The organism is Amycolatopsis sp. NBC_01488, assembly GCF_036227105.1.
GTDB lineage: Bacteria > Actinomycetota > Actinomycetes > Mycobacteriales > Pseudonocardiaceae > Amycolatopsis.
The window spans coordinates 3,407,391-3,432,847 of sequence record NZ_CP109434.1 but is presented as its reverse complement, the minus strand read 5'-3'; the positions used below and the strand labels follow the sequence as shown (position 1 = coordinate 3,432,847).

27 protein-coding genes are annotated in these 25,457 nt (G+C 66.2%); 3 read left to right on the top strand and 24 right to left on the bottom strand.

Features of this window, described 5'->3' with window-relative positions; translation table 11 throughout:
* Positions 1-73 precede the first annotated feature (73 nt).
* The 15 genes from OG738_RS16695 to OG738_RS16625 all read right to left on the bottom strand — a co-directional run bounded on the left by OG738_RS16695 (position 74) and on the right by OG738_RS16625 (position 7,201).
* Entirely contained in the window at positions 74-250 is a 177-nt protein-coding gene (locus OG738_RS16695; protein ID WP_329054973.1) for a helix-turn-helix transcriptional regulator, read from the bottom strand.
* Entirely contained in the window at positions 243-1,592 is a 1,350-nt protein-coding gene (locus OG738_RS16690; protein WP_329054972.1) for a replication initiator, read from the bottom strand. The genes OG738_RS16695 and OG738_RS16690 overlap by 8 nt, the downstream gene beginning before the upstream one ends.
* Before the next feature lie 92 nt (positions 1,593-1,684).
* Complete coding sequence (locus OG738_RS16685; RefSeq protein WP_329054970.1) at positions 1,685-2,368, bottom strand: DUF2637 domain-containing protein; 684 nt, start codon at positions 2,366-2,368, stop codon at positions 1,685-1,687.
* A 17-nt stretch (positions 2,369-2,385) separates the two neighbouring features.
* A complete protein-coding gene (locus OG738_RS16680; protein WP_329054969.1) occupies positions 2,386-2,592 on the bottom strand; it encodes a hypothetical protein in 207 nt (68 codons plus the stop codon).
* An 11-nt stretch (positions 2,593-2,603) separates the two neighbouring features.
* Complete coding sequence (locus OG738_RS16675; RefSeq protein WP_329054967.1) at positions 2,604-3,020, bottom strand: hypothetical protein; 417 nt, start codon at positions 3,018-3,020, stop codon at positions 2,604-2,606.
* A complete protein-coding gene (locus OG738_RS16670; protein ID WP_329054966.1) occupies positions 3,017-3,238 on the bottom strand; it encodes a hypothetical protein in 222 nt (73 codons plus the stop codon). Before OG738_RS16670 ends, OG738_RS16675 begins: the two co-directional genes overlap by 4 nt.
* A 16-nt stretch (positions 3,239-3,254) precedes the next feature.
* Positions 3,255-3,476, bottom strand: coding sequence for a hypothetical protein (locus OG738_RS16665; RefSeq protein ID WP_329054965.1), 222 nt, complete (start codon positions 3,474-3,476; stop codon positions 3,255-3,257).
* Positions 3,473-3,844: a hypothetical protein gene (locus OG738_RS16660; protein ID WP_329054964.1), complete on the bottom strand. Its 372-nt coding sequence runs from the start codon at positions 3,842-3,844 to the stop codon at positions 3,473-3,475. Before OG738_RS16660 ends, OG738_RS16665 begins: the two co-directional genes overlap by 4 nt.
* Positions 3,844-5,211, bottom strand: a complete 1,368-nt coding sequence (locus OG738_RS16655) for an FtsK/SpoIIIE domain-containing protein (protein WP_329054963.1) — start codon at positions 5,209-5,211, stop codon at positions 3,844-3,846. Before OG738_RS16655 ends, OG738_RS16660 begins: the two co-directional genes overlap by 1 nt.
* A gap of 96 nt (positions 5,212-5,307) precedes the next feature.
* On the bottom strand, positions 5,308-5,490 hold the full coding sequence (locus OG738_RS16650; protein WP_329054961.1) for a hypothetical protein: 183 nt from the start codon (positions 5,488-5,490) through the stop codon (positions 5,308-5,310).
* A 1-nt stretch (position 5,491) separates the two neighbouring features.
* Positions 5,492-5,755 carry a hypothetical protein gene (locus OG738_RS16645; protein WP_329054960.1) on the bottom strand — a complete coding sequence of 88 codons (264 nt, stop codon included), beginning with the start codon at positions 5,753-5,755 and terminating at the stop codon, positions 5,492-5,494.
* A 1-nt stretch (position 5,756) separates the two neighbouring features.
* On the bottom strand, positions 5,757-5,930 hold the full coding sequence (locus tag OG738_RS16640; RefSeq protein WP_329054959.1) for a hypothetical protein: 174 nt from the start codon (positions 5,928-5,930) through the stop codon (positions 5,757-5,759).
* 6 nt (positions 5,931-5,936) lie between these two features.
* The gene (locus OG738_RS16635; protein WP_329054958.1) at positions 5,937-6,104 is read right to left on the bottom strand and encodes a hypothetical protein; all 168 of its coding nucleotides are present in this window, start codon (positions 6,102-6,104) and stop codon (positions 5,937-5,939) included.
* Position 6,105: 1 nt separating this feature from the next.
* Positions 6,106-6,258 (bottom strand): hypothetical protein, encoded by a 153-nt coding sequence (locus OG738_RS16630; protein WP_329054956.1) that lies wholly within the window; start codon positions 6,256-6,258, stop codon positions 6,106-6,108.
* Positions 6,259-6,823: 565 nt separating this feature from the next.
* A complete protein-coding gene (locus OG738_RS16625) occupies positions 6,824-7,201 on the bottom strand; it encodes a hypothetical protein (protein ID WP_329054954.1) in 378 nt (125 codons plus the stop codon).
* 140 nt (positions 7,202-7,341) lie between these two features.
* On the opposite strand from OG738_RS16625, the gene OG738_RS16620 reads away from it, so the two are divergent.
* Together OG738_RS16620 and OG738_RS16615 are read left to right on the top strand one after the other, a co-directional pair.
* A complete protein-coding gene (locus OG738_RS16620; RefSeq protein ID WP_329054953.1) occupies positions 7,342-8,106 on the top strand; it encodes a GntR family transcriptional regulator in 765 nt (254 codons plus the stop codon).
* A 17-nt stretch (positions 8,107-8,123) separates the two neighbouring features.
* Positions 8,124-8,795, top strand: coding sequence for a YdcF family protein (locus OG738_RS16615; RefSeq protein ID WP_329054952.1), 672 nt, complete (start codon positions 8,124-8,126; stop codon positions 8,793-8,795).
* 642 nt (positions 8,796-9,437) lie between these two features.
* Here OG738_RS16615 and OG738_RS16610 read toward each other — a convergent pair.
* The 4 genes from OG738_RS16610 to OG738_RS16595 form a co-directional block, all read right to left on the bottom strand.
* Positions 9,438-10,046, bottom strand: a complete 609-nt coding sequence (locus tag OG738_RS16610) for a hypothetical protein (RefSeq protein WP_329054950.1) — start codon at positions 10,044-10,046, stop codon at positions 9,438-9,440.
* A 1,981-nt stretch (positions 10,047-12,027) separates the two neighbouring features.
* The gene (locus OG738_RS16605) at positions 12,028-14,568 is read right to left on the bottom strand and encodes a GmrSD restriction endonuclease domain-containing protein (RefSeq protein WP_329054948.1); all 2,541 of its coding nucleotides are present in this window, start codon (positions 14,566-14,568) and stop codon (positions 12,028-12,030) included.
* 47 nt (positions 14,569-14,615) lie between these two features.
* Entirely contained in the window at positions 14,616-15,362 is a 747-nt protein-coding gene (locus OG738_RS16600; protein ID WP_329054947.1) for a C-terminal helicase domain-containing protein, read from the bottom strand.
* Positions 15,363-15,463: 101 nt separating this feature from the next.
* Positions 15,464-16,753, bottom strand: a complete 1,290-nt coding sequence (locus OG738_RS16595) for an IS256 family transposase (RefSeq protein WP_329054946.1) — start codon at positions 16,751-16,753, stop codon at positions 15,464-15,466.
* A gap of 180 nt (positions 16,754-16,933) precedes the next feature.
* Here OG738_RS16595 and OG738_RS16590 point away from each other — a divergent pair, with 180 nt between their 5' ends.
* On the top strand, positions 16,934-17,425 hold the full coding sequence (locus tag OG738_RS16590) for a DUF5710 domain-containing protein (protein ID WP_329054944.1): 492 nt from the start codon (positions 16,934-16,936) through the stop codon (positions 17,423-17,425).
* A 97-nt stretch (positions 17,426-17,522) separates the two neighbouring features.
* Here the strand turns inward: OG738_RS16590 and OG738_RS16585 are convergent, their stop codons facing one another.
* The 5 genes from OG738_RS16585 to OG738_RS16565 form a co-directional block, all read right to left on the bottom strand.
* Positions 17,523-18,278: a type ISP restriction/modification enzyme gene (locus OG738_RS16585; RefSeq protein ID WP_329054943.1), complete on the bottom strand. Its 756-nt coding sequence runs from the start codon at positions 18,276-18,278 to the stop codon at positions 17,523-17,525.
* A complete protein-coding gene (locus OG738_RS16580; RefSeq protein ID WP_329054941.1) occupies positions 18,275-20,662 on the bottom strand; it encodes a type ISP restriction/modification enzyme in 2,388 nt (795 codons plus the stop codon). The genes OG738_RS16585 and OG738_RS16580 overlap by 4 nt, the downstream gene beginning before the upstream one ends.
* A gap of 411 nt (positions 20,663-21,073) precedes the next feature.
* Positions 21,074-23,596, bottom strand: coding sequence for an SEC-C metal-binding domain-containing protein (locus OG738_RS16575; RefSeq protein ID WP_329054939.1), 2,523 nt, complete (start codon positions 23,594-23,596; stop codon positions 21,074-21,076).
* Positions 23,597-23,781: 185 nt separating this feature from the next.
* On the bottom strand, positions 23,782-24,708 hold the full coding sequence (locus OG738_RS16570) for a hypothetical protein (RefSeq protein ID WP_329054938.1): 927 nt from the start codon (positions 24,706-24,708) through the stop codon (positions 23,782-23,784).
* A 41-nt stretch (positions 24,709-24,749) separates the two neighbouring features.
* The gene (locus OG738_RS16565; RefSeq protein ID WP_329054936.1) at positions 24,750-25,286 is read right to left on the bottom strand and encodes a vWA domain-containing protein; all 537 of its coding nucleotides are present in this window, start codon (positions 25,284-25,286) and stop codon (positions 24,750-24,752) included.
* Positions 25,287-25,457 lie beyond the last annotated feature (171 nt).

The window sequence follows — 25,457 nt, the reverse complement described above, 5'->3', positions numbered from 1 at the left end:
CGATATCCGCCGTCCGGCAGCTCGTACGTGCGGATCTTTCCCCACGTTCCCAGCGGCAGCGGTGGCCGACCCATCAGACCACCCCTTGCTGATCGACCCACGAGTCGACGTCTTCGGAGCGGTAGCGGACGTACTTGCCGATGCGGCGGCCGGTCGGCCCGTAGCCCTTGGTACGCCATTGGTAGAGGGTGTTCTTCGGAATACCGAGGTAGTCGGCAACATCTTCGATGCTGAGCAGCTTGCTATTCATGGTCGTTTTCCTTGCTGTACTTGAGTTTACGGTCGTCTCGGATGCGTTCGGCGATACCGGCGGCAAGTTCGCGTTCGGCGTCGTCGCGGTAACCGGCGCCGTCGAAGCACCAGTCGTTGACCACGGCGATCGAGTCGGCGCGGTCGTCGAGGCCCAGGCGTTCGAGGGTTTCGGCGAGCCGGAAGGCCTGGCGGTCACCTCGGATGGCCTTGAACGTCGTGGAGTAGGCGAGGGACTTGGTGAGGAAGTGACCCCGGAACGCGAGCATGTGCGCCCACCGGCGGAGCTTCAGGTCCTCGTACGCCTGCAGGTCCCCGAGGTCCCAGGCGGTTTGGATGATCCGGCGGTGGTGCGTGGTGACCTTGAGGTGGTCGATGTCGAGCTGGGAGCGGATCGGCCGGTCGGCGGCTTCGCTCTTGCCGGTGCCCTTGGTGGCGTACTTCGCGATGTAGGCGGCGAGCCGGGCCTCCGAGATGTGGCCGGCATCGTCTTCCAGCTCAGTCGATGCGGCTGGTTCGATCCGGCGGACGTCGACCTGCGTGCCCCAGGTGAGCGGCAGCTCGGTGCCGTCCGGGTACGCGGTCCGCACGAGCACGGCTCCAGCAGCCGCGTAGACGGCGTCTTCGAGCAAGTCCGGGTGTGCCCACCGGGGAGCCGGGGACACCGCGCCGTCAGGGCCGTCGAGGCGGACCACGGCGTGGAAGTGCACGAGCCCGCGCCGCTGGTATTCGGCGACCTTGCCGTAGGACAGGCGGGCCTGTTCGGCGAACTCACGCGCCTTGAGTCCAGCCCGGCGAGCCAGTTCCCGTCGTAGCCGCATCGTGAAGCGCTGCCACAGGACGCCGGCGTGGGCTTGCCAGAGCACCGACCCGACGTAGTCGTAGGTCTCGGGGTCCAGCGGGGCGCCGATGCGAGTGTCGTCCTCGTGGTGGTACTCCCCGCAGCCGCACGGCCGACGCTTCCCGTTCTGGGTGATGTGGGCGGTGTGCACCGGGCCGAAGGACGGGGCGGTGAGGGTGACGAACGCGCGCGGCCGGTCGCCCACGGAGGCCGGGATGCCCTTGTGGCCGCCGATGAGCCCGGCGCGGATGAGGTGGAAGGCGTCGGCGGCGTAGCGGTCGGAGCAGGCCGGGCAGACCCCGGACCGGCGGTTGCCGCACGGGGCGAAGATGTCCCCGCCGTGGTGGTGCAGCACGGCCCCGGTGGTGGCGTCCTGGAGCTGGTGTGCCCCGGAGAGCCGGATCGGGCGGGCGCAGCCGTTGACGGCGCGGACCTTGGCTCGCCAGTCGTGGTAGTCCAAGGCTTTCACGCGGGCGGCGAGGCGGTCTTCCAACGTCAGCATGTCGGAGCCTTTCGGTTGGCGGGCATGAAAACGGCGCGGGAGCCGGGTTAGTGGCCGGGCTCCCGCGCCGTAGGCGGGTGCGTCGAGCTGGGTCAGCTGGTGGTGAGTTCGTGCAGGATCTGCGCGGCCATCGGTTCCGGGACGCGGACGACGCGGCGGATCTCCTCGATGGTCAGCTCGCGGCCTTCGTTACGGGCGGTTTCGGCCACGGTGTTGATCCGGCTGGTGAGCTCGGCGGGGAGCTTGAGCCGGGGCCGGGCCGGAGCGACCACAGCGGTAGGTGCGGGGGCCGGGTCGGCGACGACGTCTGTTCGGGAGGCGGTCACGGTGACCGGCGCGGGATCCGCAGCGGGCTCCGGTGCCACTGTGGTCTCTGGGGCCGGGGCGCGGCGCATGAGGAGCTTGACGACCACGAGGAACCCGAGTGCCGGCATCGCGGCCACGAGCCATCCGGCCGGGGTGGGTTCGGCGAGTGCGACCTGTGCGGCCATCTGCACCCCGAACCCGGCCACCAGCACCGCTACCGGGAAGGTGAGCTTGCGGGTTCCGCCGGTGCGGTGGTCGCGCTGGATCTCGAACCCGGCGACGATGACGATGCCCTCGATCACCACAGCGTCGGCCCAGGCGATCCAGCCGAGTTGTCCGTGGTGGACCGCCCAGTCGTGGGTGTGGGTGAACCCGGCCGCCGCACCGATCGTGCCGAGGACCACGGCGACCAGGGTTCGAACGAGGTCCACCAGCCGACGAGTCCGGTTCGTACTGTCCGCAGTGGACATCGTGATCTCCTTTCGGGTCAGTGTTCGCCGCGCCACCGGGCGGCGTAGCTCCGGTAGTGGTCGGCTTCCTGCTCCAGCAGCCGGACGACGGTGTCGGCCAGCTCAGCCAGCTGAGGGTTTCGGTAGCCCGGCTTCTCCCGCTCGTCCTGAGGGACGGCCAGCTCTGCCGTGTAGTACTCGTAGAGCAACCGGTCGATGTGTCCGAAGTAGTGGATTCCGCTCACAGCAACGCCTTTCAGGTCAGGGGCGTGAGGTTGGACCAGCGCTGGAGCATGTCCCGGCCGCGTCGGGTCAGCCGCAATGGCAGAACGGGTCTGCGGACGACGCCGTGCAGGCACGAGACCGTCTCGCGGGCCGGGCTGCGTTCGACGTAGCCGATGGACACCAGGTGCATGACGAGGTCGTCCTCCTGGGCGGCCCGGCAGTGTCCGTCGCCGTCGATGACCATCACGCGGTCGGTGTCGTCCAGCAGTCCGAACTTTCCGTCCCGCACGTCGGCGAGCACGTCCTTGGCCACCAGCGGGTTACCGGGCGAGCCGAGCGGCTTGCGACGTCCCCGAGCGGGCGGGCACGCGCGGCCGGCACTCGGAGCGGCGGCAGGCGCGGGAGCGTCGAACAGGCCCGGTTGTCCGGGATCGGTACGGCGGGTCATCGGATGCGCTCCCGTCCGATGTCGCCGAACTCGCGGTTGCGAAACTCGGTGATCCCGAGCACCATCCCGAGCCCGACGCAGCCGAGCACGGCGGCCACGATCCAGAACAGCGGGGACCATCCCTGTGCGAGGTAGATCAGCCAGAGCGCGAGCGCGGCCGGGACGCCGTACTTGGCGTACAGCCAGGCTCGCCACACGAAGAATCCGAGACGCCACATGGCGCTTCTCCTTTGTTCAAGCGCCTACGCGGCGCACTTTGTCGAGTGCTTCCTGGATCAGCCCAAAGGCGTCGAGCGCGGCGCCGTACTCCGCGTCGTCGACCGGCCCGACGTCGCCGACATGGCCAAGGCGGTGTTCGACGTCCACACGGACCCAGTCGCACCAGCCAGCCGCCTCCGAGAGCGCGCGTCCCAGGTGGGACATCACGCGGGCATGGGAGTCCTCGCGGTGGCTCAAGGCCCGTCCTCTCCGGACGGTTGATGGCGGGGACAGAAGACGTTCCAGTCGTCGGTGGTTACCCACGTCGGGCACCACGTGCGTAGCGCTTCCCTCAGGGCGTCCCAGTCCTCGAACAGGTCCGGCTTGTCTCCGGGCAGCTCCGCACACACCCCGCAGCGCGCGAGGTACACCTCGTCCAGTGCGGCGACGTGGGCCTCGTACAGCTCGATTCCGCGTTCCGCGAATTGCTCCGTCGCGACCTGCATTTCCCACACCGCGCGGGACCTGTCGCGGTGAATCCGGCCGCTGAGGGGACGGGGGTAGGACCCCACGACGACGTAGTAGTGCCGCTGGCGCAGTACCGCCGGGTAGGTGACCGTGATCATCAGGCCACCACCGACAGCCCAGGTGCCGGACGTCCGGAGCGGATGAAGGTGATCAGTTCGTCGATCTCGCGGTCGTCGACGTAGGCGGCCCGGACGCGCTGCGGAACGCGGGTGCGCTGCCGGATCACGTAGCCGATACCGGCGGTGTCCGGGACGTTCGGGATCTCGTCCGCGAGCGCACCACGCAGCCGGGCACCGTCACCGAGGACCATGTCCACGTGGGACTGTGCGGTGACCCGCAGGCACACCCGGGTCGGGAACAGCTCCCGGACCGGGACGGTGTCCTTCGTGGGTTCCTGCACCAGCGCGGTCATGAAATGGCCCGTTGCGCGGCCCTGGGACCCGGCGATGGCGAGCTGCTTGCGCAGAGTGCGGGCGATGGTGCCGTCGCCGTAGGCCAGCAACGCGCCGATCTCGTCGATGATCAGCAGGTTCAGCGGGGTCTCGGCCGAGACCTCTATCTTGCGGCGCCCGGTCGCGGCGAAGGACTGCTGCACCGATCGCAGGTCCGCGATGTACTCATCGACCAGTGCCGCGCAGGTCTCTTCGGTGTCGGCGTAGCGGTAGGCGACGTGGGCGTCGCCGAACTTGCGGAACTCCAGTTGCTTGGGGTCGCAGATCCACAGCCGCACCAGCCCGTCCCGGATCAGCGGGGCCAGCCCGCGCAGTTCCGAGAGCACGATCGAGTTCTTGCCCGCGCCGGTGGCCCCGGCCACGAACAGGTGATCGCGGATCTTCAGCCGCCAGTCGGTGCCGTACTCGGTGTCCCCGACGTAGATGTCGTCCAGGTCGACCGCGTCCGACGTCTCGGGCATCTCCGGGGCCGGGATGGTCTCGGTGAACGGCTCCGAGCGTTCGATGATCAGAGCGACGTAGCCGGGCTTCGGGTGCTCGAACGCGATGCGCTGCACCCGCAGGGTGTCGGCGAGCCGTTCGAGGTTCTCCTCGATCGACCGGCGAGCCTGCCCGCGAGCCAGGGCAAGGGTGACCACGTCCACTGACGGGGAGTAGGACCGCAGTCGGGTGATCCGGGGGAACAGATCCTCGCCGGTCTTGCGGTCGGTGACGTACATGTCGCACGCCCGCAGCGCCCGGGTGAAGCGCGGCCCGAAGTAGGCCGACCAGCGACGGCGCCACGCCCGAAGCCGCGGGGCGGCGTAGTGGTCGAAGGTGTCAGGGTGCGCCCGGTACCAGCAGAGCAAGGCGCCGGCAGTTCCACCGGTGATGCCGCCGGTGGCGGTCCAGCCGAGCTCGAGACCGGCCCAGAGGACGGCGCCCGGTCCTGCGGTGGCGCCGGGGTGGCGGACGAGCCACTTGAGCGCCTTGACTTCGGTCCCGGTCTGGCGGGACGACTTGGGGGTGTTCATGGCTGTGGTGGTCCTCTCGAACAGCACAAGACCGGCCCCGCGTCCCGTGGTGGGAGCTGGGGCCGGTCGTGTGCGAAACGGATCATGTGCGGTTGGTCAGGGTTTGATGGCGGTCCGGGCGTCGGTCAGCTCGGTGGTGAGCGTGCCCATCGCGCGGGCCATGCGGTCGTGCGCGGCCTTGAAGCCGTTCTTGTGCAGCGGCATCCCGCGCATCGACTCCTTGAGCTGGGTGAGCGTGGAACCGAGGTCGTCGACGACCCGGTCGACCTGGTGTGCCATGTCAGAACCTCCAGTCCCGGGAGACCAGCTCGGCCTCGTGCTTCTTGCCGAGCACGCGCAGCCGGTCCAGTTCGTCGAACGCCTTGGTGCGCAGGGCCTTGAGTTCGTCCTTCGTGGCGATGGTCCAGGAGTCGGCCATCGCGGAGTCGTCGTAGCGGTCGATGAGCTTGTCGACCTCGCCGAGGACTTCGGCGACCATGTCCAGGTTGGACACGAACGTGGCGTAGCGCTGCTGCGCTCGCCGGTTAAGTGTCGCGATCTGCATGTCAGCTCCACCGTCCTGGGTTGTGCTCCAACTGCCACGCGAGGTTGGACAGCTCACCGACCATCCCGGCGACCCACCGACCGGCCTGCCTCTTCGCCTCGGCCGGGGCGTCGGTGGCGTGGAAGTTCTCGAACGCAGCGGTTGCCGCGTCCACAATCGCCTGAATCTCCTGCATTCGCCTCTACCCTTCGCGTGTCGTGGCGACCAGCTCGGCCGCCGAGGTGAGGTCTGCTGCCAGGAAGCGCACCGCGTTTCCGACCGCGACCTTGATGTCCCGATCCGGCTCGGAGGCGACGAACGCGCGGTACGCCTCGTTCGCCGCCGTGATGATCGCCAGGATTTCCGACATGTCAGCCTCCGCTCCGGATCACGTGCTGCGCGTGCTTCAGGCCCTCGCAAAACCCGGCCTGCCAGCCCAGGTCTTCGGTCGGTTCCGTCATCGCGGCGGCTCGTTCCCGCTCCAGCCGGGCGGCCAGCATGCGAATCACCACGCCGACCTTCACCGGGCGGCTCACCGTCCGGCCTTCCACGCCAGCGCCAGCCCCGAGACCAGCGCGAGAACCCCGAACACCGGGACCGCCCACATCAGCAGTCCCACCAGGACCGCCCAAAACACGTACGTCACTGCTCCTCCTCCTCACATGTGCCACTGGCGGCCGCACACGGTGCACGTGGCAATCCGTGTCGGCGACAGCCAGAAACTTGCCGAACAGACGTGGTTGGTCTCAGGAACCCCGCTTCGGGCCATGGGGGTCGTACGACGACAACCCACCCCGAACCGCGTTCATTGCGCCACCCATTCGCCTACTCCTTCCGCTCGAAACTCCGTGGTAGAACCCCAGAACTCCCGGACGACGTGTCCGGCCGGGAATCGAGGCGCGCCACCACAAACAGCGCGGTTTTAGGCATGGATCGGCCCACTGTGCATTTGTCAAAGAACAAGAAGTGCCCTTGCCCGACTCGAAAACGGGCAGCCAACCTATTTGGGAAGGGCTCCAGGGTGGTGATGACGCGACAGCCGGGGAGGTAGCCGCGCGAACCGGTCACCCACCGGTCATTCGGCCGGCATCAGGCGGCGCGCTGCGCAGCACCCGACCCGGCGGGCTTGAGACCCATCGCCTTGAACCACAGACCCGAGCCGGTGATCCGGCCGTCATCCCCCGTCGTCTGCCACGTGTTCAACACCGGGTCGATCAGCTCCACGTAGGTGCCCTCGTCGAACCCCTCCCCCGGGTCCGTCGCAAGCGTCACCTTGATCTCCTCGCCCTTGCCCGGCCGACGCCCCTCCACCGGACGCGGCTTCGCGAACAGCATCACCACGAACGCCGGAACGCCGTCCCGGTCCGTCGCGGGCTGCAGCTCCCCCTTGATCTCGCGCATCTTCATCGTCGGGGCCTCCGTGACCATGAACCGGTAGCCCGAGCTGACGAACGGGATGTCCTGCATGCCGCCTCCTAGGTCGTCGTTAGAACTATCTCTATTACACACAGTGCGACGGCAACTGTCAATAGAACTATCTCTATCAGTTCGCCATGACGGTAGACTGCAGGTAGAGATAGGGTTATCGCCCATCGAGAGGAGGCGGCTTGACGATCGGCTACCGCGACCTGGCCTCGCTGCTCAGGGACGCCATCAAGGATGGTGACTACCCGCCGGACAGCACGCTTCCGAAGCAGGACGACCTTGCCGTCCAGTACGACATCAACGTCAACACGGTGCGGAAGGCCATCAGCGTTCTCGAGTCCGAAGGGCTCGTGACGTCCGTGCGTCGGCGCGGCACCGTGGTTCGGGCGCGGCCGCCGATGAAGCGTCTCGGTGTGGAGCGCTACGCCAAGAGCAAGTGGAAGTTCGGACTCGTGGCGTTCGCCGCCGACCGCGAAGCTTCCGGGCAGGCATGGAACAGGAACGACCAGACCAACCAGGTCCGCAAGGTCGAAGCTGACGCCGACGTCGCGAGCGCCCTCGGCATCGAACCCGGGAGCCCCGTCTACGAGCGCGCACGACTCGTCAAGCAGGACGGCCACCCGACCCACACGCTCACCAGCTACTACCGACCCGAGCACGTCGAGAACACGCCGATCGTCGACCCGAAACCCGGAACGGCGACCCCCGGCGGCGGCTTCGCCGTACTCACGCTCCAGGGGCTGGAGCCCGACAGCATGACCGAGACGTTCCACTCCCGGATGCCGACCCCCGAGGAGATCGATCAACTGGAACTCCCCGCCGGTGAGCCCGTGATGATCCTGGAGCGCACAACCCGAACGGCGGACGGCACGCCGGTCGAGTTCGCACGCGGGGTTCACGCGGCTTCCCGATTCGCCTGGTCGTACACGTTCGAGATCCCCGATTAGTCCGCGAGGAGACGCCTGTGCCGACGCCGACGACGGAAATCCCCCATGAGCTTCGGGAAGACGTCGAGACGTTGTGGAACTTCCACCGCATCGACGACCCCCTATGCCCCGTCGATGTCGCGATCGGACTCGGAAGCCATGACCCGAGCGTCGCTGTCTACGCGGCCGAGCTGTACGGCCGGCACCTCTTCCCGCTGATCGCCTTCACCGGCGCCAACGCACCGACCACAGTCGACCGGTTTCCTCGCGGCGAGGCCGTCCACTATCGAGAGATCGCGATGGACAGGGGCGTCCCGGACTCCGCCATTCTCGTTGAGCCGAAGGCCACGAACACGGCGGAGAACTTCGAGTTCACCCGAGACCTACTCCGCCAGCACGGGACCGAGGTCAGCATTGCCCTGATCCTCAGTCGGCCGTACCAGCAGCGCCGGGCCTATACGACCGCGAAGAAGCTATGGCCAGAGGTCGACTTCCTCTGTTCCGCGATTCAGCAGCCACTGGCCGACTACGTCGAGAGCATCGGCGACCCCAAGCGAGTGATCGACATGCTCGTCGGCGACACCCAACGGCTGACGATCTACGCCGACGCCGGGTATGCGATCCCCCAGGACATCCCGGCCGACGTCGAGGCGGCGTACAACAGACTGATCGCGGCAGGCTACGACAGCCGCCTGATTCCGACCAATTAGGACCCGGGAATCGTGGAAGCGGACGAGTTCGACCGCGTTCGCCAAGACCCCGACCCGATCCGCCGGGCGAAGCGTTCAACGGCACTGATCGAGACCTACCGGGACCGGATGGCCGAGCGGTCACGTCTACGCAAGGACGCGATTCGAGCAGGCCCACGACGCCGGGATGAGCTACACCGAGATTGCCGCTTCTCTCGGCATCAGCAAAGGCCACATCACCCAGATCCGCTCTCAGCCGACCGAGTCGCCGTGACCGAAGCCCGCCCCACGGGATCGGTGTGTTCAGAGTTTCTTTTCTTGTTCAAGGCGGCCCCTCCGGGGCCGCGCCGCTATCGGCTGGCACGCGCGGGGCCCGCCTCCGGCACCCACGCGACCAGCCGGCGGCTGCACCGGGGACCGCAGCTCAAGAAGAAGAGAATGTCCTCGCCGGACGGGCAGGTCTCCGAGATGGCCCGCCGTGCGCGCAAGTCGCGTCCGTGAGCGGCCTGTCGCCATCTCGCCGACCTCCCGGAGGGCTATCACACCGCGTCAAGGGGGCGACTCTCAGAGACGCGCTCAGCCGGGCGGAAGGTGCCCCCTTGACCCGGCGCGATCGGGCATTGCCAGGTCGACGAGATGGCGAAGAGGCCACCCACTAGTTGGTTATTTCGAAGGCTGCGACCCGATCAGCTCTTTCCGGATTGCCTCGATGGTTGCTTGCCTCCGCCGATGCGCTTCATGGGTGGAGGTGTTGATCTTATCTCTGGTTTGTTCGAGATAATCAGGAGAAGGCGGGGATGCCGGAACAAGGTCTGTCTTACCGCTCAAAATAGCCAGATGCTGGCGGCCAACGTCCACGGCATGATCGCCGTCTCGCATCTCCTCCCACAGTGTCCTGATCTCGTCAGATGCCCACGCGACGATCCGCGCGTCGACTTCTGCCTGCTCTTCGGCAGGGACCTCAGGCTCTGCTGGAAACCCACTAATCTCAGGCCAGAAGTTGTAGTTCTGCGGGCGAAGACGGGTAAGCCGCAGCAGGTACTTCACCGCATCTTCGTATACAGCAAACCGACGTTCGTCGACGTCGCGTTGACGCTGTCCGTCGAGTGTCGCTCCAGCAACCCACCGTGCATGCCGAAACCCAAAGAACCCCACGGCGGTCGTCCCAGCCAGGCCGACGATCGTGGCGGAAGCCGAGATAACAGCTGCTTCGACCTGCGGATTCATCGATGCAAGCCAGGTGGCAAGGCTAGCCGTCGCGATCGCGTTCATGATGAGATCCTAGAGATTCACAGCTACGCCGGAGCGCAAGGTCAAGGGGGCGACTCGCTGCAGCGCGCTCAGCAAGGCTGAAGGCGCCCCCTTGACCCGGCGCTGTCAGGTCGACGAGATGGCGAAGAGGCCACCCACTAGTTGAAAACCAGCAGGCTAAAGACCTCTACTGTCGAGTTGGAATTCGATGTGCCGTCCTTCTGCGACCCACTCCGCGTACTGCTTGACCTCCGCCGGAGGCATGTCACCGCCACGCTGACGAAACTCCGCAGTGAGCAGGGACTCGATCTCCGCCACGGGGCGGCCCTTGTGAGTCTGCGAGAGACGATCGAACAGCGCCTGATAGTCGTTCCTGATCGACTCGACACCGTCTCTGACTGCGTCTCTCATTGCCCGGTCGAAGGCTCCGTGGTCAAACTTGATTTCAAACGACATTGAAGGATGTCCCACCTGCGAACTCGTACACCACGCCTACGGATGGCTCTTGTCGCCAACCGCTACCGGCCGGTACGGTCGCAGAGCATCGCCAATGCACTGGCCCCGACCGAGGTGTCGACCCCGGTCGGGGTCTTTCCTGTTCGCGTCACTGGAAGCGTAACCCACATCACGGACATTTTCAGGGACCGACACCACATGTAGTACCTATGGGTGACGGGGTCACCCATAGGTAGTGCCACCACTACCCACAGCGAACACGCGTTCGAAGCGCTAGTCTTGCCGACGCAAGCCAGCAGGCAGCGACGACCGGAACCCACATTTTGCCCACACCGCACCAGCGAACGACAGCCAATGACCATGATCATCAATGGGGGTTTCTCCTGCTGCAAAGGGAAAGGGGCGATGATCGCAAGGTCGGAGAGGCACCGAATAAGTGCAAGGGGCCCTCGGGTCAGGTGTTCGGCGTTCTGTCGTGACCGAACACCGAACACCACGCCCGTCGCCCACGCTTTACCCTTGCCAATGGTCGCGAGATGACCACAAATGACCACGGGGTACAGGCTCGCCGTAGCCGAAGGATCGCCAGGTGGCGGAGTATGTCGATCACTATCGACGGTCGATGGCAAGCATGATCCACAAAAGCGGGTGTCGCAGGTTCGAATCCTGCCGGGGGCACCGCCAAGGACAGTGCACGTCGCCCGCCTACCAGCCGAAATACTGGTGGCGAGAGACCTTGCGGTGTGCTCCGGGTACGGCCGTGCACCTGGGCCGTTGTACGGACGATCGATGAATCCGGCAGCCGACCAGGCTCCCCTCACTACTTGTGGCTCGTCTACTGGTTGGCCTCGCTGGTCCGGGATTTCTGCTCTCGCGCCTGCCTCGAACGCCACCGCCGTTCTCGCGGCCAAAACGCGGGGTTGTTCCTCTAGTACCTGCACGAGACCGGCCTGGCCGACCCCAAGGGCGAACCACTGGCCTCGATGGTGCCGTCACGAAGGCGACAGCCGAATTTCCGGCCGCGATGACCGACGAGTGCAATTTCGGCGTGAGCAAATACAGGGTGATGGCCGCAGTCCGGCACGTGTCGCCCCTTCCGATTGGACGCGGCGAACGCGTTCATCGCTGAGGTGCGCGAGGGCGGCCCGGTAAACGCGAGGGTGGGGCCTCCGGACCGGGCGGGCTCGCGGAGCTGTCCGAAGCGCTAGAGCGGGTCAGGTCAGGACGCAGCGCCCATTCGCTTGGGTGCTCGGACCCGAACCTCTACAAGAAGGGGCACGAAAGTTTCGTCGCCCGAGTTCGGCGCGCCGAACTCGGGCGAACATGTTGCGCACTGACGCGGACGTCGAAGAACGACAGCCAGCCCCCTACTGCTAGTTGACCTCGCCGCCGGGCTCGACTATCGCCGGGTTGAACAGCGTGGTCGCCTCGCGGTCCGGCGTACTGACAATCGCTGCGGCGTGGTTGTGTCCGTCCCGCGTTTCTGGTCGATGCCACTGTCACCGGCCACAGCGCCTCAAAGGCTGCGGACTGCCGCCACCTTGCTCTACCAAACTGCCGGACCGTCACTCGCAAGAGCATCGCTTCGGGCCAGATTGTGGAACCAGCCGAGAACCTCGACGAGCGTTTGCCGCTTGGCCTGGTCTGCGAGCACTTCGAGCGGGAAGCCGGGACGCTGCTCGAGCTTCGTCTCGGGAAGGTCGGCCCCGTCGATCTGGTTCAGCCGTTGCCGGAGTTCCTCGCGCCGGCTGCGCTCGTGGAAGGGCACACGGATGACGAGGTGCTGGAACACGATCTCGAACCTGCCGCTCGGGTAAACGACGGCGGGCCAGATGTCGCCTCCCGGTTCGGACTTGACCCGCGACATGAGGAAGCACGAAGTCTCCTCCTCGATCCCGTACTCCAGATGACCACCAAGGTCCGCCCACGCGTTGATCACTTCGGCTACCGCACGGGTGATGTCCGGACCCTGTCGATCGAGGAGCTGAGCGCGGAACCGGTCGCGTAGCTGAGGGTTCTGACCGGGAGGGATCTCCGGCATCCGGTCCGGGATCTCGGCACCGAGCAGCTCGGCGAGCTGGTCGGTGGCAAAACGCTTTTCGGGTTCCGCCCGCCCTTGCGAATCGAATGGCAGGCCCTCCGCCTTGAGCAAAGCTCCTGGGTCCTCGGTTCGCGACGGGTCGACCCAGGCGAAGTTCGGCGACAACTTGCCGTCCGACTGCAGCACCCGATGGGCATTGGGGATGGCTGCTGTCGTCAAACGCTGCCCGACGGCAACCGCATGGCTTCCGATCAATGCCGCGAGATCGCCGTAAGTTGTCCACGAACCGGCGGGCAGAGCGGCCAGCACTTGATTGATCAAGTCCCACGCCGGGCCGGAGTTTTCGGCGGCACGTTCGGCGGGAGCGGGCCAAGCGGCGATCACGCGTTCGGCCAATGCGTCGGCGCGGGCGTGAATCTGCGGACGGCTCCAACGCTCCTGCTCTGCGATCTCCTGGTTCATACGCACGCCGCTGGCGGCCAGCTGCGGCCGCTTCACGGGGAACGAGCTGTTGCTCAGTTTGGCGTTGTATCCAGTGAGGGTGAGGTTCCCCAGGGTGTGCACGAGAGCCTCATGTGCTTGGCCGAACTCCTCGCCGGCTTCGAGGTCTTCACCCAGCATCTGCCGCCAGTCGTCGGTAGGCGTCTGGGGAAGCACGTGCTCGATGGTGAGATCCGAAAGCGCGAGCGGCTCTTTGCTGGCATAGGTCTCCTCCAGCCAACTCAGCACCAGAGAACGCTGACGTGCCCGGCCGTTCAAGTAGTAAGGAATCGACCGGATCGCCGCCCGGAGTTCCTGGTCGGTCGCGTAATACTTGCGGCCGGTCGACAGGTAGCGGTGCAAGGCCTGATCGACCGGCTGCTCAGCATCCATTTCCGTGACGATCGCGAGCAGGACGCGGTTGATGTTGGCCGTGGCACGGCCGACCAGGAGGCGGCGGACGAAGTAGCTTTCCAGGTACAGCAACGCCGTGGCGATCTGCGTTGAGTCGGCCGAGCCGCGATCCCGCCGATCGAGCAGGTAGAGCAGTACCGGGTAGACGGTCGTGGTACCCCACGCGTGGAGTCGGGCCAACCGTTGCCGCACAGCCGTATCTGGTTCAAGGGACGGATCGAGAATCGTGCGCAGGAGCTGTCCGAGCCGGCAGAGCCGCGCTACCTCCTGCTCGATCTCTTCCTCGGTGCGCATCCGATCGAGACGGCGCTGCTGGCCGGCGTAGGTGTCGGTCTGCTTGATCCGCGGATCGCGTTGCACGAGATCGAGCCAGAAGAGCAGCTCGAGCTGGTCGCGGTCAAGGTGCTGCTGCAGCGGCAGCCACAGCGATTGGTAGACGGCTTCACCACGCGTGGGCAACCGCATGAACAGGTAGTTCCGCAGGAGATCGGCTTGGCTGAGGCTCAGTCCAGTGTTGTTCAATGACTCGAAGATGCGGTGCGGGTTGTCGCCGCGCTGCGCCGTGACCGAAACCAGAGCGAGCCCGGAGATCACGGCGTCTTCGATCCGCTCGATGTCTTCGGGGTCTTCCGGATCGTCCGCCGCGGCGAGCTTCGAGGAAAAGTGCCGGTACGCGGCACCGATGGGATCGGTCCCGCCCGCTTGCGGGGCGGAGTCGAGACAGGCCTGATAAGCAGGCCGATCCGCCTGAGTGGGTACGAGCTTGAGCCGCTGCCGCTCAGGCTTCCATCTGTTGACGAGGTACTGCTGGTCGATGCGCTCCCGGTGCTCCGCGCCGTCTTCCTTGGCCCGCTGGTCACGAATGGCGCAGAGCAGGATGGACAGCGTGGTCAGGCGCTGCTGTCCATCGATCACCAGGAACTCCTGCACTCCGGTGGGACCGTTGGACGGGCTGGGCGCGAGCACTACGGAACCAATGAAGTGGGTGAGCTCAGGGTCTTTCGCCCGGTCGGCAGCGAGCTGGGTGATGTCCTCCCACAACCGGTCCAGTTGCGCGGTTTTCCAGGAGTACGTCCGCTGGTACAGCGGAACCTGGTACTGTTTGGATCCCTCCAGGAGTTCCTGCAGTGTCGTCTCGCGAGCCGCGACCAACGTTCTGTCCTCTCTCGGTTTCGCCGGATGATCGATGGTTCGTTTCGTCAGATGATCCCGAGTCGGTGCTGCTCAGCGAGGACAATGCGTCGTTCCAGAGGCACGGCCTCGTCGTCGAGGACGGCCGGTCGATGCTCGCTGGTGTCGACAGCTCGGCTGTCCGCTTCCTTGGCATCGCTTTTGCGCGCGAACTCGGCAAAGAGCAAGCTCTTGCGCTCCTGAATCTCGCGGAGGCGCTCGTCGACGCTACTCTTGGCAAGCAAGCGATGCACCTGCACTTTGCGGATTTGCCCCATCCGGTAGGCGCGGGCGATCGCTTGTTCCTCGATGCTGGGCTTCCACTGTGGCTCGGCGATGATCACCACGGATGCAGCCTGGATGTTCAGCCCCACACCGCCGGCTTCGATCTGGCTGAGCAACACGGCGTGCCCCTCGTGCCGGGTGAAAGCATCGACGAGTTCTTGTCGCGCCGGCGGTGCCACCGATCCGGTCAGTGGCCCCATCGCCGCGTCTCCGAGCCTCTTCCGAATGGTGTCGAGAACCTTGAGGAAGTTGGAGAACACCACGACCTTGTGACCGTCCTCGCGGGCCTCGTCCACGATTTCGGCGAGCCGATCGAGTTTGGCGGGTTCGGTAGCGTGGAAAGCCGCCTGACGCATCTGCATCAGATTGCGCGATCGCACGGTCGCGGCGTAGGCGGCGTCATCAGCAGAGGTGAACCGCACCCAGTCCTCGACCTCGATTTTTTCGGGCAACTCGGTGAGTACGTCCTCTTGGTTGCGTCGCAGATACACCGGTGCTACGGCACGACGGAACCGCCTGGCCCCGGCGAGGGCATCAGTAGCATCGACCCTCCGAGCGAGAGCAATAGTCAAGACCTGTGGATGAAGATCTTTTAGGCGGCTGCGGGTGGGGTGTGTTCGGTGGGGCGTTCGACGAGTTTGCCTGCCTCGAACCGTGCGCCGACACGGACGAGGGCGACCAGGTGGGGCGCGTTGACCGCGCGCCAGCGAGCCTGGGCCGCTTCGATGAGCTTGAATGCCATCGCCAACCCCGCCGCGCGGGAGCCAGGACCCTTGGTGACCTTGGTGCGGTGCCGCACGGTGGCGAAGGTTGACTCGATCGGGTTCGTGGTCCGCAGGTGGATCCAGTGCTCGGCCGGATAGTCGTAGAACGCCAGCAGCACGTCAATGTCGTCGGTGATCTTGGCGGCGGCCTTGGGGAACTTCGCGCCGTAGGCGGCATCGAACGCCTTCACCGCGTCCAGGGCGTGCCGGCGGTCTTCGGCGTTCCAGATCTGCGCGAGGGCCTTCTTCGCCCCGGGATGCGCGGACTTGGGCAGCGCCGCCAGCACGTTGGCGATCTTGTGGAACCAGCAGCGCTGCTCCCGGGTCTCGGGAAACACCTCCCGCAGCGCGCCCCAGAACCCCAGTGCCCCGTCGCCCGCGGCCAGCACCGGGGCACGCATCCCGCGGCGGCGGGCATCGCGCAGCAGATCCGCCCAGGACTCGGCCGACTCGCGGTACCCGTCAGCCAGCGCGACGAGCTCCTTGCGGCCGTCGGCGCGCACCCCGATCATCACCAGCAGGCACAGTTTCTGCTCTTCCAGGCGGATGTTGACGTGGATCCCGTCCGCCCACAGATAAACAAAGTCCACAGTGGACAGATCACGTTCGGCGAAGGCGCGTTGTTCGGCCTTCCACTGCTCGGTCAGCTTCGTGATCACCGGACCCGACAGGCCCTTCGCCGACCCGAGGAACTGACCCAGCGCCGGCACGAAGTCCCCCGAGGACAGGCCGTGCAGGTACAGCAGCGGCAGCACCTCGGTGATCTTCGGGGTCTTGCGTGCCCACGGCGGCAGGATCGCCGAGGAGAACCGCTCGCGTTCGCCGGTGTCGGGGTCGATGCGCTTGTCGTTGACCCGCGGCGCGGTCACCTGCACCGCGCCCGCGCTGGTCAGCACCTCGCGCGGTTCGTGGTGACCGTTGCGGACCACCAGGCGATGCCCGTTCTCATCACGCTCGCCGGCGAACCGGGCGATGTAGGCCTCGACCTCGGCCTGCAACGCCTCGGCCAGCATCCGCCGCGCGCCTTCACGCACCAGCTCATCGATCACCGACGACGCGGACGAGCCGCCCGCCGCACCGTCATCACCAGCAGCAGGATCAGGGACTACGCTCAGCATCGGGTCGTGCCTTCCCGGCCGACGTTGGCGCGTCGGCCATGCTTGGAAACCTCAACCGGTCACCGGGAAGGTACGCCCCCTTCCCAGCCATCCACAGGTTTCAAGCATTGCTCCGGCCGACGATCGGTACGCCACTGGCTACGCCAGCTCGAGCCACGGATCTCCAGCGGAATCCAGGTAATGGTCTACACCCGGCCGCCCGACGACGGTTCGGTCGAAGCCGAGCTCGTAGCAGATTTGCGACAAGCCGGTTGCGAGGTGTCATACCGGGAACGGATGCACGAGAAGGTTGTCATCGTGGATGAGACCTTGCTGTGGCACGGTTCTCTCAATCTCCTCGCGAACGTCGGACCGACGGACTTGATGATGCGGGTCACCGACGCGAGCGCATGTGAGCAGGTACGGCGGATCATGACCAAGGCACGCCGGGATCGGCCCCTCGCGTCGAGGCACCGGGACGGCGCCGGTCGGCGAACCGGGTCCCGGTCCCAGGTCGGTCCCGGTGCCCTGATCGATGGTCGGCTGTACCTGGATGTGCCGTACGAGGAGAAGGAAGAAGCCAAGCGAACGACCCGGGCCCGATGGGACCAGGAACACCGGCTTTGGTATGTCGACGCGGCCACTCCCCGAACGCTGGTCGCTCGGTGGCTCCCGCCCGAACCTCAGCCTTGAGGGCTGAAGAGATCGCTCTCCTGATCAGGCTTGGGCATCTTCTTCGCCGAGCTGGGCACGGGCAGGACCCCCGACGACACGAGATCCTCCACCGTGATCAGAGGGCCGGCAACGATCTTCGCCAACAGTCTGTCTTGCTCGGGCGCAATGGCCACACAGCGTCCCAGCGCGTCAGCAGGTCAAGTAGCTCAGTCGTCATGGCAGGAGTCCAGTTAGTGGCGACGATGTCGTTGAGCGGGGACGAGTGGGTGCCGTCCGGCTTCCTCTTCCGGTATCCGAACCAGTGCTTCACAACAGGCATCCCGGAAACTTCGAATGCCATAACAGCCGGGGCAACCGGAGCGATGACGCCATCGCCGACATGCAGCGCACGGGTTGGCTCGTCGTATCGAATTCTCCCAGGCATCCGATCCGATGTGTCGGGGATGCCGAGTTGCACAGCCGGCCGCTCGGAATCCATCCTCGGAACGCCCGCCGGGCGACCGGCTTCCGGGTTCACCCCTCGCTCACCATACGTGTACAACCAAAGCACCTCCCCGCCCAAGTCCACCGCCGTCCGCCACAAGACCTGGCTTCCCGTCAGGGGAATCCGCACCCCGGGATGCTTCAATTCCTCGACGAAGCGGCGGGTGAAGCCCTCGTGTGCAGTGACGGCGGCCAGGTAGGCCATCAGGTCCTCGCCGGTGACCGCACACTTCAGCCGTCGCGAGAGATAGTCGAGCAGGCCGGGGCTGACGTTGGCCGAGATCGCCTGGGCATCGCGGTACAGCGGCAGCACCCGGCCGCCACGGCCCGAATGAAAATGCATGTCCGGGATCAGCGCGGAGAAAACCAATGCCGGCCCCGCAGTCACGGGTGTGCGTGCTGCTCGACTACGAAGATCTGATTATCCGAGTTCGTATACCATAGCGGCGGCCGCGCCCTGTCGTGAAGTCTACTGTCCGGAATCACCCACTTTCTGTCGAAGGACCTGTGTGCGATACGGCACAACAAAGGACACGATCCCACCTCGGCTCCGATAGAACCGGAATGCTCATTCATTCCCGGTGTCCGAGCCTTCTCCGCATTCACCCTGCTGTCGTCAGTTTCTTTTAACAGCAACGGCTTATCAGGCTGCGGCGCTCGAGTCAACGTGGTCCAGCGCTCACGCAACGTCTCAGGCTCCGGTGCGTAGACCCAAGTCCTATTCGGCTTCACTCCCGGTATCGCCCAGGGCATGAGATCCGGGATGGCGGGCATCGCGGACCAGGATTCGGACTTGCCGACGTCGAACGGGGCATCCCAACCGCTCGCGCATTGCCGCCACCGCGCATCGCCGATCGTCAAACTTGCCAGCGCACCTTCCTTGTCCCCCACAGTCCTCTCGACGAAGGTGCGGTGCACCCGGGCGGGAACCTTCGGATCTGGACCGCCGCGACGGATGAACACCGCGACGCAGATCGGCTGCTGGTTCTCCTGAAAGAACCTGGTGTTGACAGGCGGCTGGTGCCCCTCCGGGATGAGGTCGACAATCCATCCTTCGTCGGCTGTCCGGCGAAGGTACTCACGCATGCCCGCGAAGCCTGGGCCCGCCAGAAAACCCGCAGAGCAGACGAAAGCAACGACTCCCGACGGATGACCAGGGTGCGCCTCGAACGCCTTCCACGTCGCCCAACGCCAGAAATAAACGTACTTGTTCGACAACACGTACTCCCGGCGGCCGTTCTCCGCCTTTCGGAACGCTTTCAAGCCCGGAGCATCCCTGCCGGCCCCAGACTTCTCCACCCATGGTGCGGTACCACCCGCTTTGTCGGCGTAGGGCGGGTTACCGATCACCACCATGACGGGCTCTTCGCGCTTCACCTGGTTGGCGCCGCGCCGGGATCGGTCAATCGCCTCGTACATCTTGCCCAGCGGCAGAGTCTGGGCATCCGGGTCGTCCAGGGTGTCCGCGAGAAATCGGCGCTCGCTGTGGGGCACCTCGGACCGGTGCCGCTTCTTCAACAGGCTGTGTACCCGTAGCTCGGCGACCGCGTATGGGGCAGCCTGGTTCTCGAAACCGATCAACCGGCTTGCGAGCTCTCGCAAGTGTGGCGCGACTGCGCCAGGTCCCTCCTCTACGGCAATGGTCGCGGCGACTGTGTTGACGACCTCAGCGAGGAAGCTTCCGGTTCCCATTGCCGGATCGACCACGATCACGTCCCGCTCGGCGAACCCGAGCCGACGGTCCAGCTGCTTGCGGAGCACCTCATCCACGAAGCGGGTGCTGAAGGAGACCAACGCCGCCGGCGTGTAATAGACCCCACTCTTGCGGCGGAGCGACGAGTCGTAGTTTTCGAGGAAATTCTCGTACAACATCGAATAGGACTCGTCGGGAAACTCCGTCCAGTCGACAACGCTGAGCACTCTGATCATCGTCGTGAGCGCGATGCTCAGCTCATCCTCTGGCTGATCGGTGAGCACGGTAAGGGCCCGCCCCATCAGCGAATGCTTCTTTCCGAGCAAGCGGGCGATCTCGCCGATCGAACGTCCTTGGAAGCTCACGCCCTCGACCCTGGCCAGCAGCAGGGCGAACGTGATCGTCTGCGCGTACTGGTCCGCAAACTGGACATCGGTAAGACTTGGGAAGAGAACCTGGCGCCAGTCCATGGCCAGCCTGCTGAACGTCTGCTGCCGAGCACGCCCGGTTCGCTCCCGCTCCAGTTCGACGGTGACGTCGTCGCGCAGGAGCCGGCAAAGATTCGATGTCAACCGCACGAGGCCGTTCAGCGACCGCGGCCGCTCGGGTTCCCATAGCAGAAAATCAGTCAGGACGCGGGCGAAAGCGCCGCTCTCCGCATGCAGTTTCTCGCCCGCGCGATCAAGCCCGGGCGTCAACCGAGCTACTTCGCCTCGCAACTTGCCGAACTCGTAGCGCGCGAACTGCTCGCCGTCGCTGTAGAGCACGTTCGGCAGCAACTGCAACTTCTCCCATTGCTTATTGTCGTGCGGAGAGGGCGTCGACCAAGTCCCGGGCACGCCGTGCCCTGGCTTCTTCAACTCCACGTATCCGACGCGGGCACCAGCCACGTCGACCGCGTAGTCGGGACGGAGGGAGAAATCCGGCAAGCGCGTCTCGCCAATGGTCGTGACCGGTAACCCGACGCTTGCGGCGATCGCTGCAAGCATCTTCTCGAACGGCCCGCGCAAATGATCTTCCCGGGAACCGTGACCGGTGAGAAGTTTTCGAGTCACCGCGCGACCGAAGTCGGAGATCACCACTTCCAAGCTGGGCGCGCCGTTCGTCGCAGCGGCTCCTCCTCCATTTCGACGCATGCCCGCCTCCCTGCCACCGACGCGACCCCTTTCTCAACCAACCTCTTCACAGCTCTGATGTCATCTGGCCAAACGGGTACGAATGCGATCCCCAGGAATCACGCGCCGTTCCCAGTGTTTCCCTTTCTTCACTTCCACACCAGAAGCAAACTTGATCGCGCGATCATACCGCCGTTTGAGCGACAAGAGCCAACAGCTACGACTGAATGAAATAGAGCACCAGCACGTAATTTGGCGCCAAACTCGGTCGGGATTTCCTGCGTGTCAGGCGATCACCGACCAAACGGCCGAGCGCGGTGTCAACCACCACAATCCGGCGACACAGCCCTGCCGTCGCAGCTCACCGGTAGGTGTCTACTGGAGCCCGAGGGCGGCGCGTAGGCGGTCGGGATCCATGGCGCCAGGCTCGCCGTGAGTGTCGGGGAAGGAACCGAGGAGCCGGATCAGGTCGTCTCGGCGGGTTGGATCTGCGGCGGCCTGGCGGGGCGTGTGCCCGGCGAGTGCGGGGATCGGCTCGTCGAGCCACTTCTGCTCGTAGTCGCGGATGAACTGGTCAAGGATCGCCGCAGCCTCGGGAACGGAGGGAGGCGGCGACTCTGCGAAGGACGAGCTGCGGACTGCCTCCTGCGCGGGTTGGCGGGACTCGTTCACGACAGTGAGCTTCGGGTCGAGCTTGCGGAGAACTGTGAGCACACGGTCGATGCGGGCGTCGCTGTTGGCGTGCACTGTGAGTTCGTGGCCGTCGAGGCGGAGGGTGGCCCGTATGCGCTTCGTGCCGTTGGTGGTCACGTACTCGTGCCAGGTGTCGTCGTCGCGCTCGTAGGTCTCGTCCAGTTCGGCGGCGAGCGCCGCCGGGTCGTCGGTCCGCAAGGTGACTTCGCAGAGGACGAGCGGGTCACCTTCGGCGTTTTCCAGTACGGGCGGGGCGAACCGCCTGCTCAGGAAGGAGATCAACGTGATCGGATCCGGAGAGGAATCCAGGAGCGCGATGAGCGCGTCGCGCTCGTGCAGCGCGACCGGCTCGATGCCACCGAAGATCTGCTCGGTCTCGCCGGTAGGCACGACCCGGGCGCAGATCAGCATGCCTGTCTTGAGCTGCAGGCTGCCGATCCGTTCGTTGACCTGGTGGACGTCGCCCGTGCGCACGTCGCGGACCGTGCAGCCCTCGCCGGGACGGACCTGCTCGATCTCGAACACCGACCGTTCGACGAGCAGCCACTGCTCGGCCAGCAGCCGCTCGTCCTCGGGCAGCAAGCCGCCTCGGACGGCCACAAATTCGGCGAACGCGCCGCCCTCGAACAGGACCGCGTCCGCGGTCAGCGGGTCGTCCAGCGCATCGAGCACGGCATAGGGATCGTCGGCGGAGAACTCGGCTCGCGCCTCGGCGGCCGCCAGCATCGCGGTGCTCCATGGACCGTCGTCCAGGAACAGACCCGCCTTCTGGTAAAGCCACTGCGCCCGTTCGTCCAAGGTCAGCATTTCGCCGTGGAGGTGACATTTCTTGTACTTGCGCCCGGACCCGCACCAGCACGGATCGTTGCGGCCGACGTCGGAACGCGGCTCGGCCTGGAACCGCTCGAGGAGTTCGACCAGAATGTCGTCCGGCGGGGTGTCGGCACGGCGCAGCAAGGCGAGTCCTCGGACGGCGTCGCCGCGCTCGCCCGCGAAGCGGGCAAGGGCGTACAGCGCCGGCGACCACTGCGGATCCAGCGACTCGGCGGTCTCGTAAGCAGCCTGCGCGGCGGCCACGTCACCCAGTCGTTCGTGGGCTTTGCCTCGCAGCCACCACAACGCCGGCCGGGCCGCGCGTGGTGCCGTCTCCTCGAGTGTCTCGGCGAACATTTCCAGCGCCGCCGCACTCTCCAGGTCGGTCGCGGGGATCTCGGCCAGGACCGCCTCGGCGATCGGCACCTCGGCCAGGCGCGAAACGGCTGCGCTGAGCCCGGCGGCCACGACGCCGTTGCCGAGGCTTTCGGAGGCCGCCGCATGCGACTCGGCAACCTTCTCGTAGTACGTGAGGATCGCCAAGACCGCGAACGCCGCTTCGTCGTCGAGGCCATGCTGCCGCGCAATTGTCGTCCGGCGCACGCCGGCGCGCCACCGCCGGAAATCGAACCCCGCGGGGGCCAGCCATTCGTCGTCATACGCCAGCCCGCAGGCAGCCAATGCCTCCCGCAACGGAAGAAGCGGCTCCGTGAACAACGCCCGATCGCTCGCACATGCCGCCCAAACCGCGGAATGAAGCTCCACCGGCCTATCAGGGCTCTCGGCCAGCACATTTTTCAGCGCACGGCCCAAGGCGGCCGGCCGATCCTCCGGGATAGCCTCGCCGGTGCCGGCTTCCAGCAGCAACCCGTCTTCGGCGACGCGCAACGCGACGACGTCGCCCTCGGACAGCCCCCGTTCGCGGAGCCAACCGGGCGGCAGCAGCAGGGCACCGCCATCGGCGATCGCCTCCGGCGGGACACCTCGCTCCGTCGGCGTCTCGCCGTCGAGGTCCGGAAACACGGGGACGACCGGTGAGCCGTCCGTCAGCCGCTGGTGCCCGGCCCGCCGGACCAGCGTCTCGATCACGGTCAGGTCGGGTTCCAGACCGAGGACGCCGTGCTCGACCTCAGGCCCGGTCAGCCGATGCGTGAACACCCGGCCGGTCAGCAGTGCGGGTGCCGACGCCCACCTGCCGTCCGCGAGCACCGTCAGCAACCCTTCACCGTCTTCCAACGCGTCGATCAGGGCCTCCTCCGGATCGTCGTCCAGAGCCACACCGCCGTCGCACAGGGCGGCAATGAGCTGTTCTTCGGCCATCGGCCCACGTTCGGCCAGCACGGCGGCGATTACGTCGACGAGCGGCGAATCCGCGAGCGAGGTAGCGACCACGGGCCAGTATGGTACCCACCTGGGCACTTCAGGGCTCAGCGGCGGCTCGGCCCGAACTGATGGAACAGGCTTCCGTCAGGTCCGTGAGTTCCTCGGCAGGCGCCGCCTCGCGGTGCAATGGCTTACCGGCAGCGCACTCGTGGATCGCGGAGCCGATCCCGAGCTGCCCTGAGCGGCGCGTCCTCCTACGTCCTGGGCTCGGGTCGCCCGGCCGTCCACCGCGCTCCATACGCCAGGCCCGGCGCAAGACCACGGAATCGCAAGTGGACCTCACCCGACGAGTCCACTTGCTCCGGACGCCCCTGGTACCCCGGATCCGACACGTCCCGCTGAAACGCGCCCTCCAGAACCCAAATCTCCGCAGGGGGAGCACCGCCGAAGCGAACCCGCAGGTCGAACTCGTCGCATCGCTGCCGCGGCACCGAAACCAGGTACGGCCGCAGCGACGGCGGCCGGAACAGCACCGCCCACTCCCACACCTCGCCTCGGGACAGCGGCCGGGGCAGTTCCAGGCCGTAGCCCCAACGCGAGGATGTCTCCATCCCCCGGTCCACCAACGTCCCTCCGTACAAGACCGTCACCGAGAGGTCCGCACGCCCGGCCGGCAGCGAAACCGCCAAGTCGACCGACCCGACACCGTCCTGATCAGCCACGATCCGACGCTGCTCGAGAACCAACGGCTCGTCGACCACGAGAGCGACGGACAACGACAACGTGTGCCAGCGATCGCCAGGAACAGCCGGCGGCGACGAAGTTGACGATGCCAGCTCCGCCAGCAGGTCGATCGCCTCGTCCACGCGGCGGCGGACCGTCCGCGGGTCGCGGTCCACCCGCGAGGCCGCCCAACGGACGCGGTCCTGGTACAGCGGCTGGCGGGCCTCCGCGGAAATCGCGAAGGCCGCCAGCGCCGCCAGGCGCAAGTCGTCCGGGAGGTCCGATGCCCACTTCGTCAACCGGTCCGACACCTTCTTCCGGATCGCCACCAGGCCGTCCTCCTCCGAAACCGCGCAGGCCGACCGCAACAGCGGCCCCACCCGGTCCTCGACGCGGCCGGCCAGCCCTCGGCCCTTGCGCAGCGTCTTCAGCTCCTGGACCAGCTCAGCACGCTCCACGGTCCTTCTCCTTCAGTGCGTTTCCATGGCCGGCACCCCCTTCAGGACAGCGTGCGGCCGGGCGGTGGACCGGAAGTGGACAGAACGTGCATCACCGACGCGATCAGCGCCGTCCCCAGGCGGACGCCGTCGCGGCTCAGGTACATGCGGAACGTGCCGATGCGGCTCAGCGCCTCCTCGTCCGCGTCGCCCACTCCGAACGCCACCACCCGGGGGCGGTGCTCCCAGGTCGGGTCGCACAACGACGAGAACGCCGACGGCCAGGTCACCGGGTCCGTCGGCTGGCCGTCGGAAAGGAAGAACACCAACGGGCGGTGGACCCGGACGCGGTGCGCAGCCAACGCGCCCACATCAGAGTCGATCGCCGAGCGCAAGCACGTGAAGACCGGCCCGAAGTTCGTTCCCGCGCACGCCCCGGGCGCGGGAAGGTCCACCAGGCCGTCCATCGGCAGCATCCGCTGCACCACCTCCGGCTCCTCCCCGAAGCCGATCACGCTGCAGAGCACTCGGTCGGCGACCGACGCGTCGGCGTGCACCGCCCCCCGGAACTCTCGTAGTCCCTTGTTCAACTCCTCCATGTGGTCGGCCATCGAAAGCGATACGTCGCATGCCACGTAACACGGCAACACGTCGGACCCCATACCGGTTTCTCCTTCACCCCTGATTCGACCGGCGGAAGTCTGGCAACCCGGTGTGTATCGAACGTGCAAGAAATGCGGATTACCGAAACTCCAACGGCCGATTGCGCG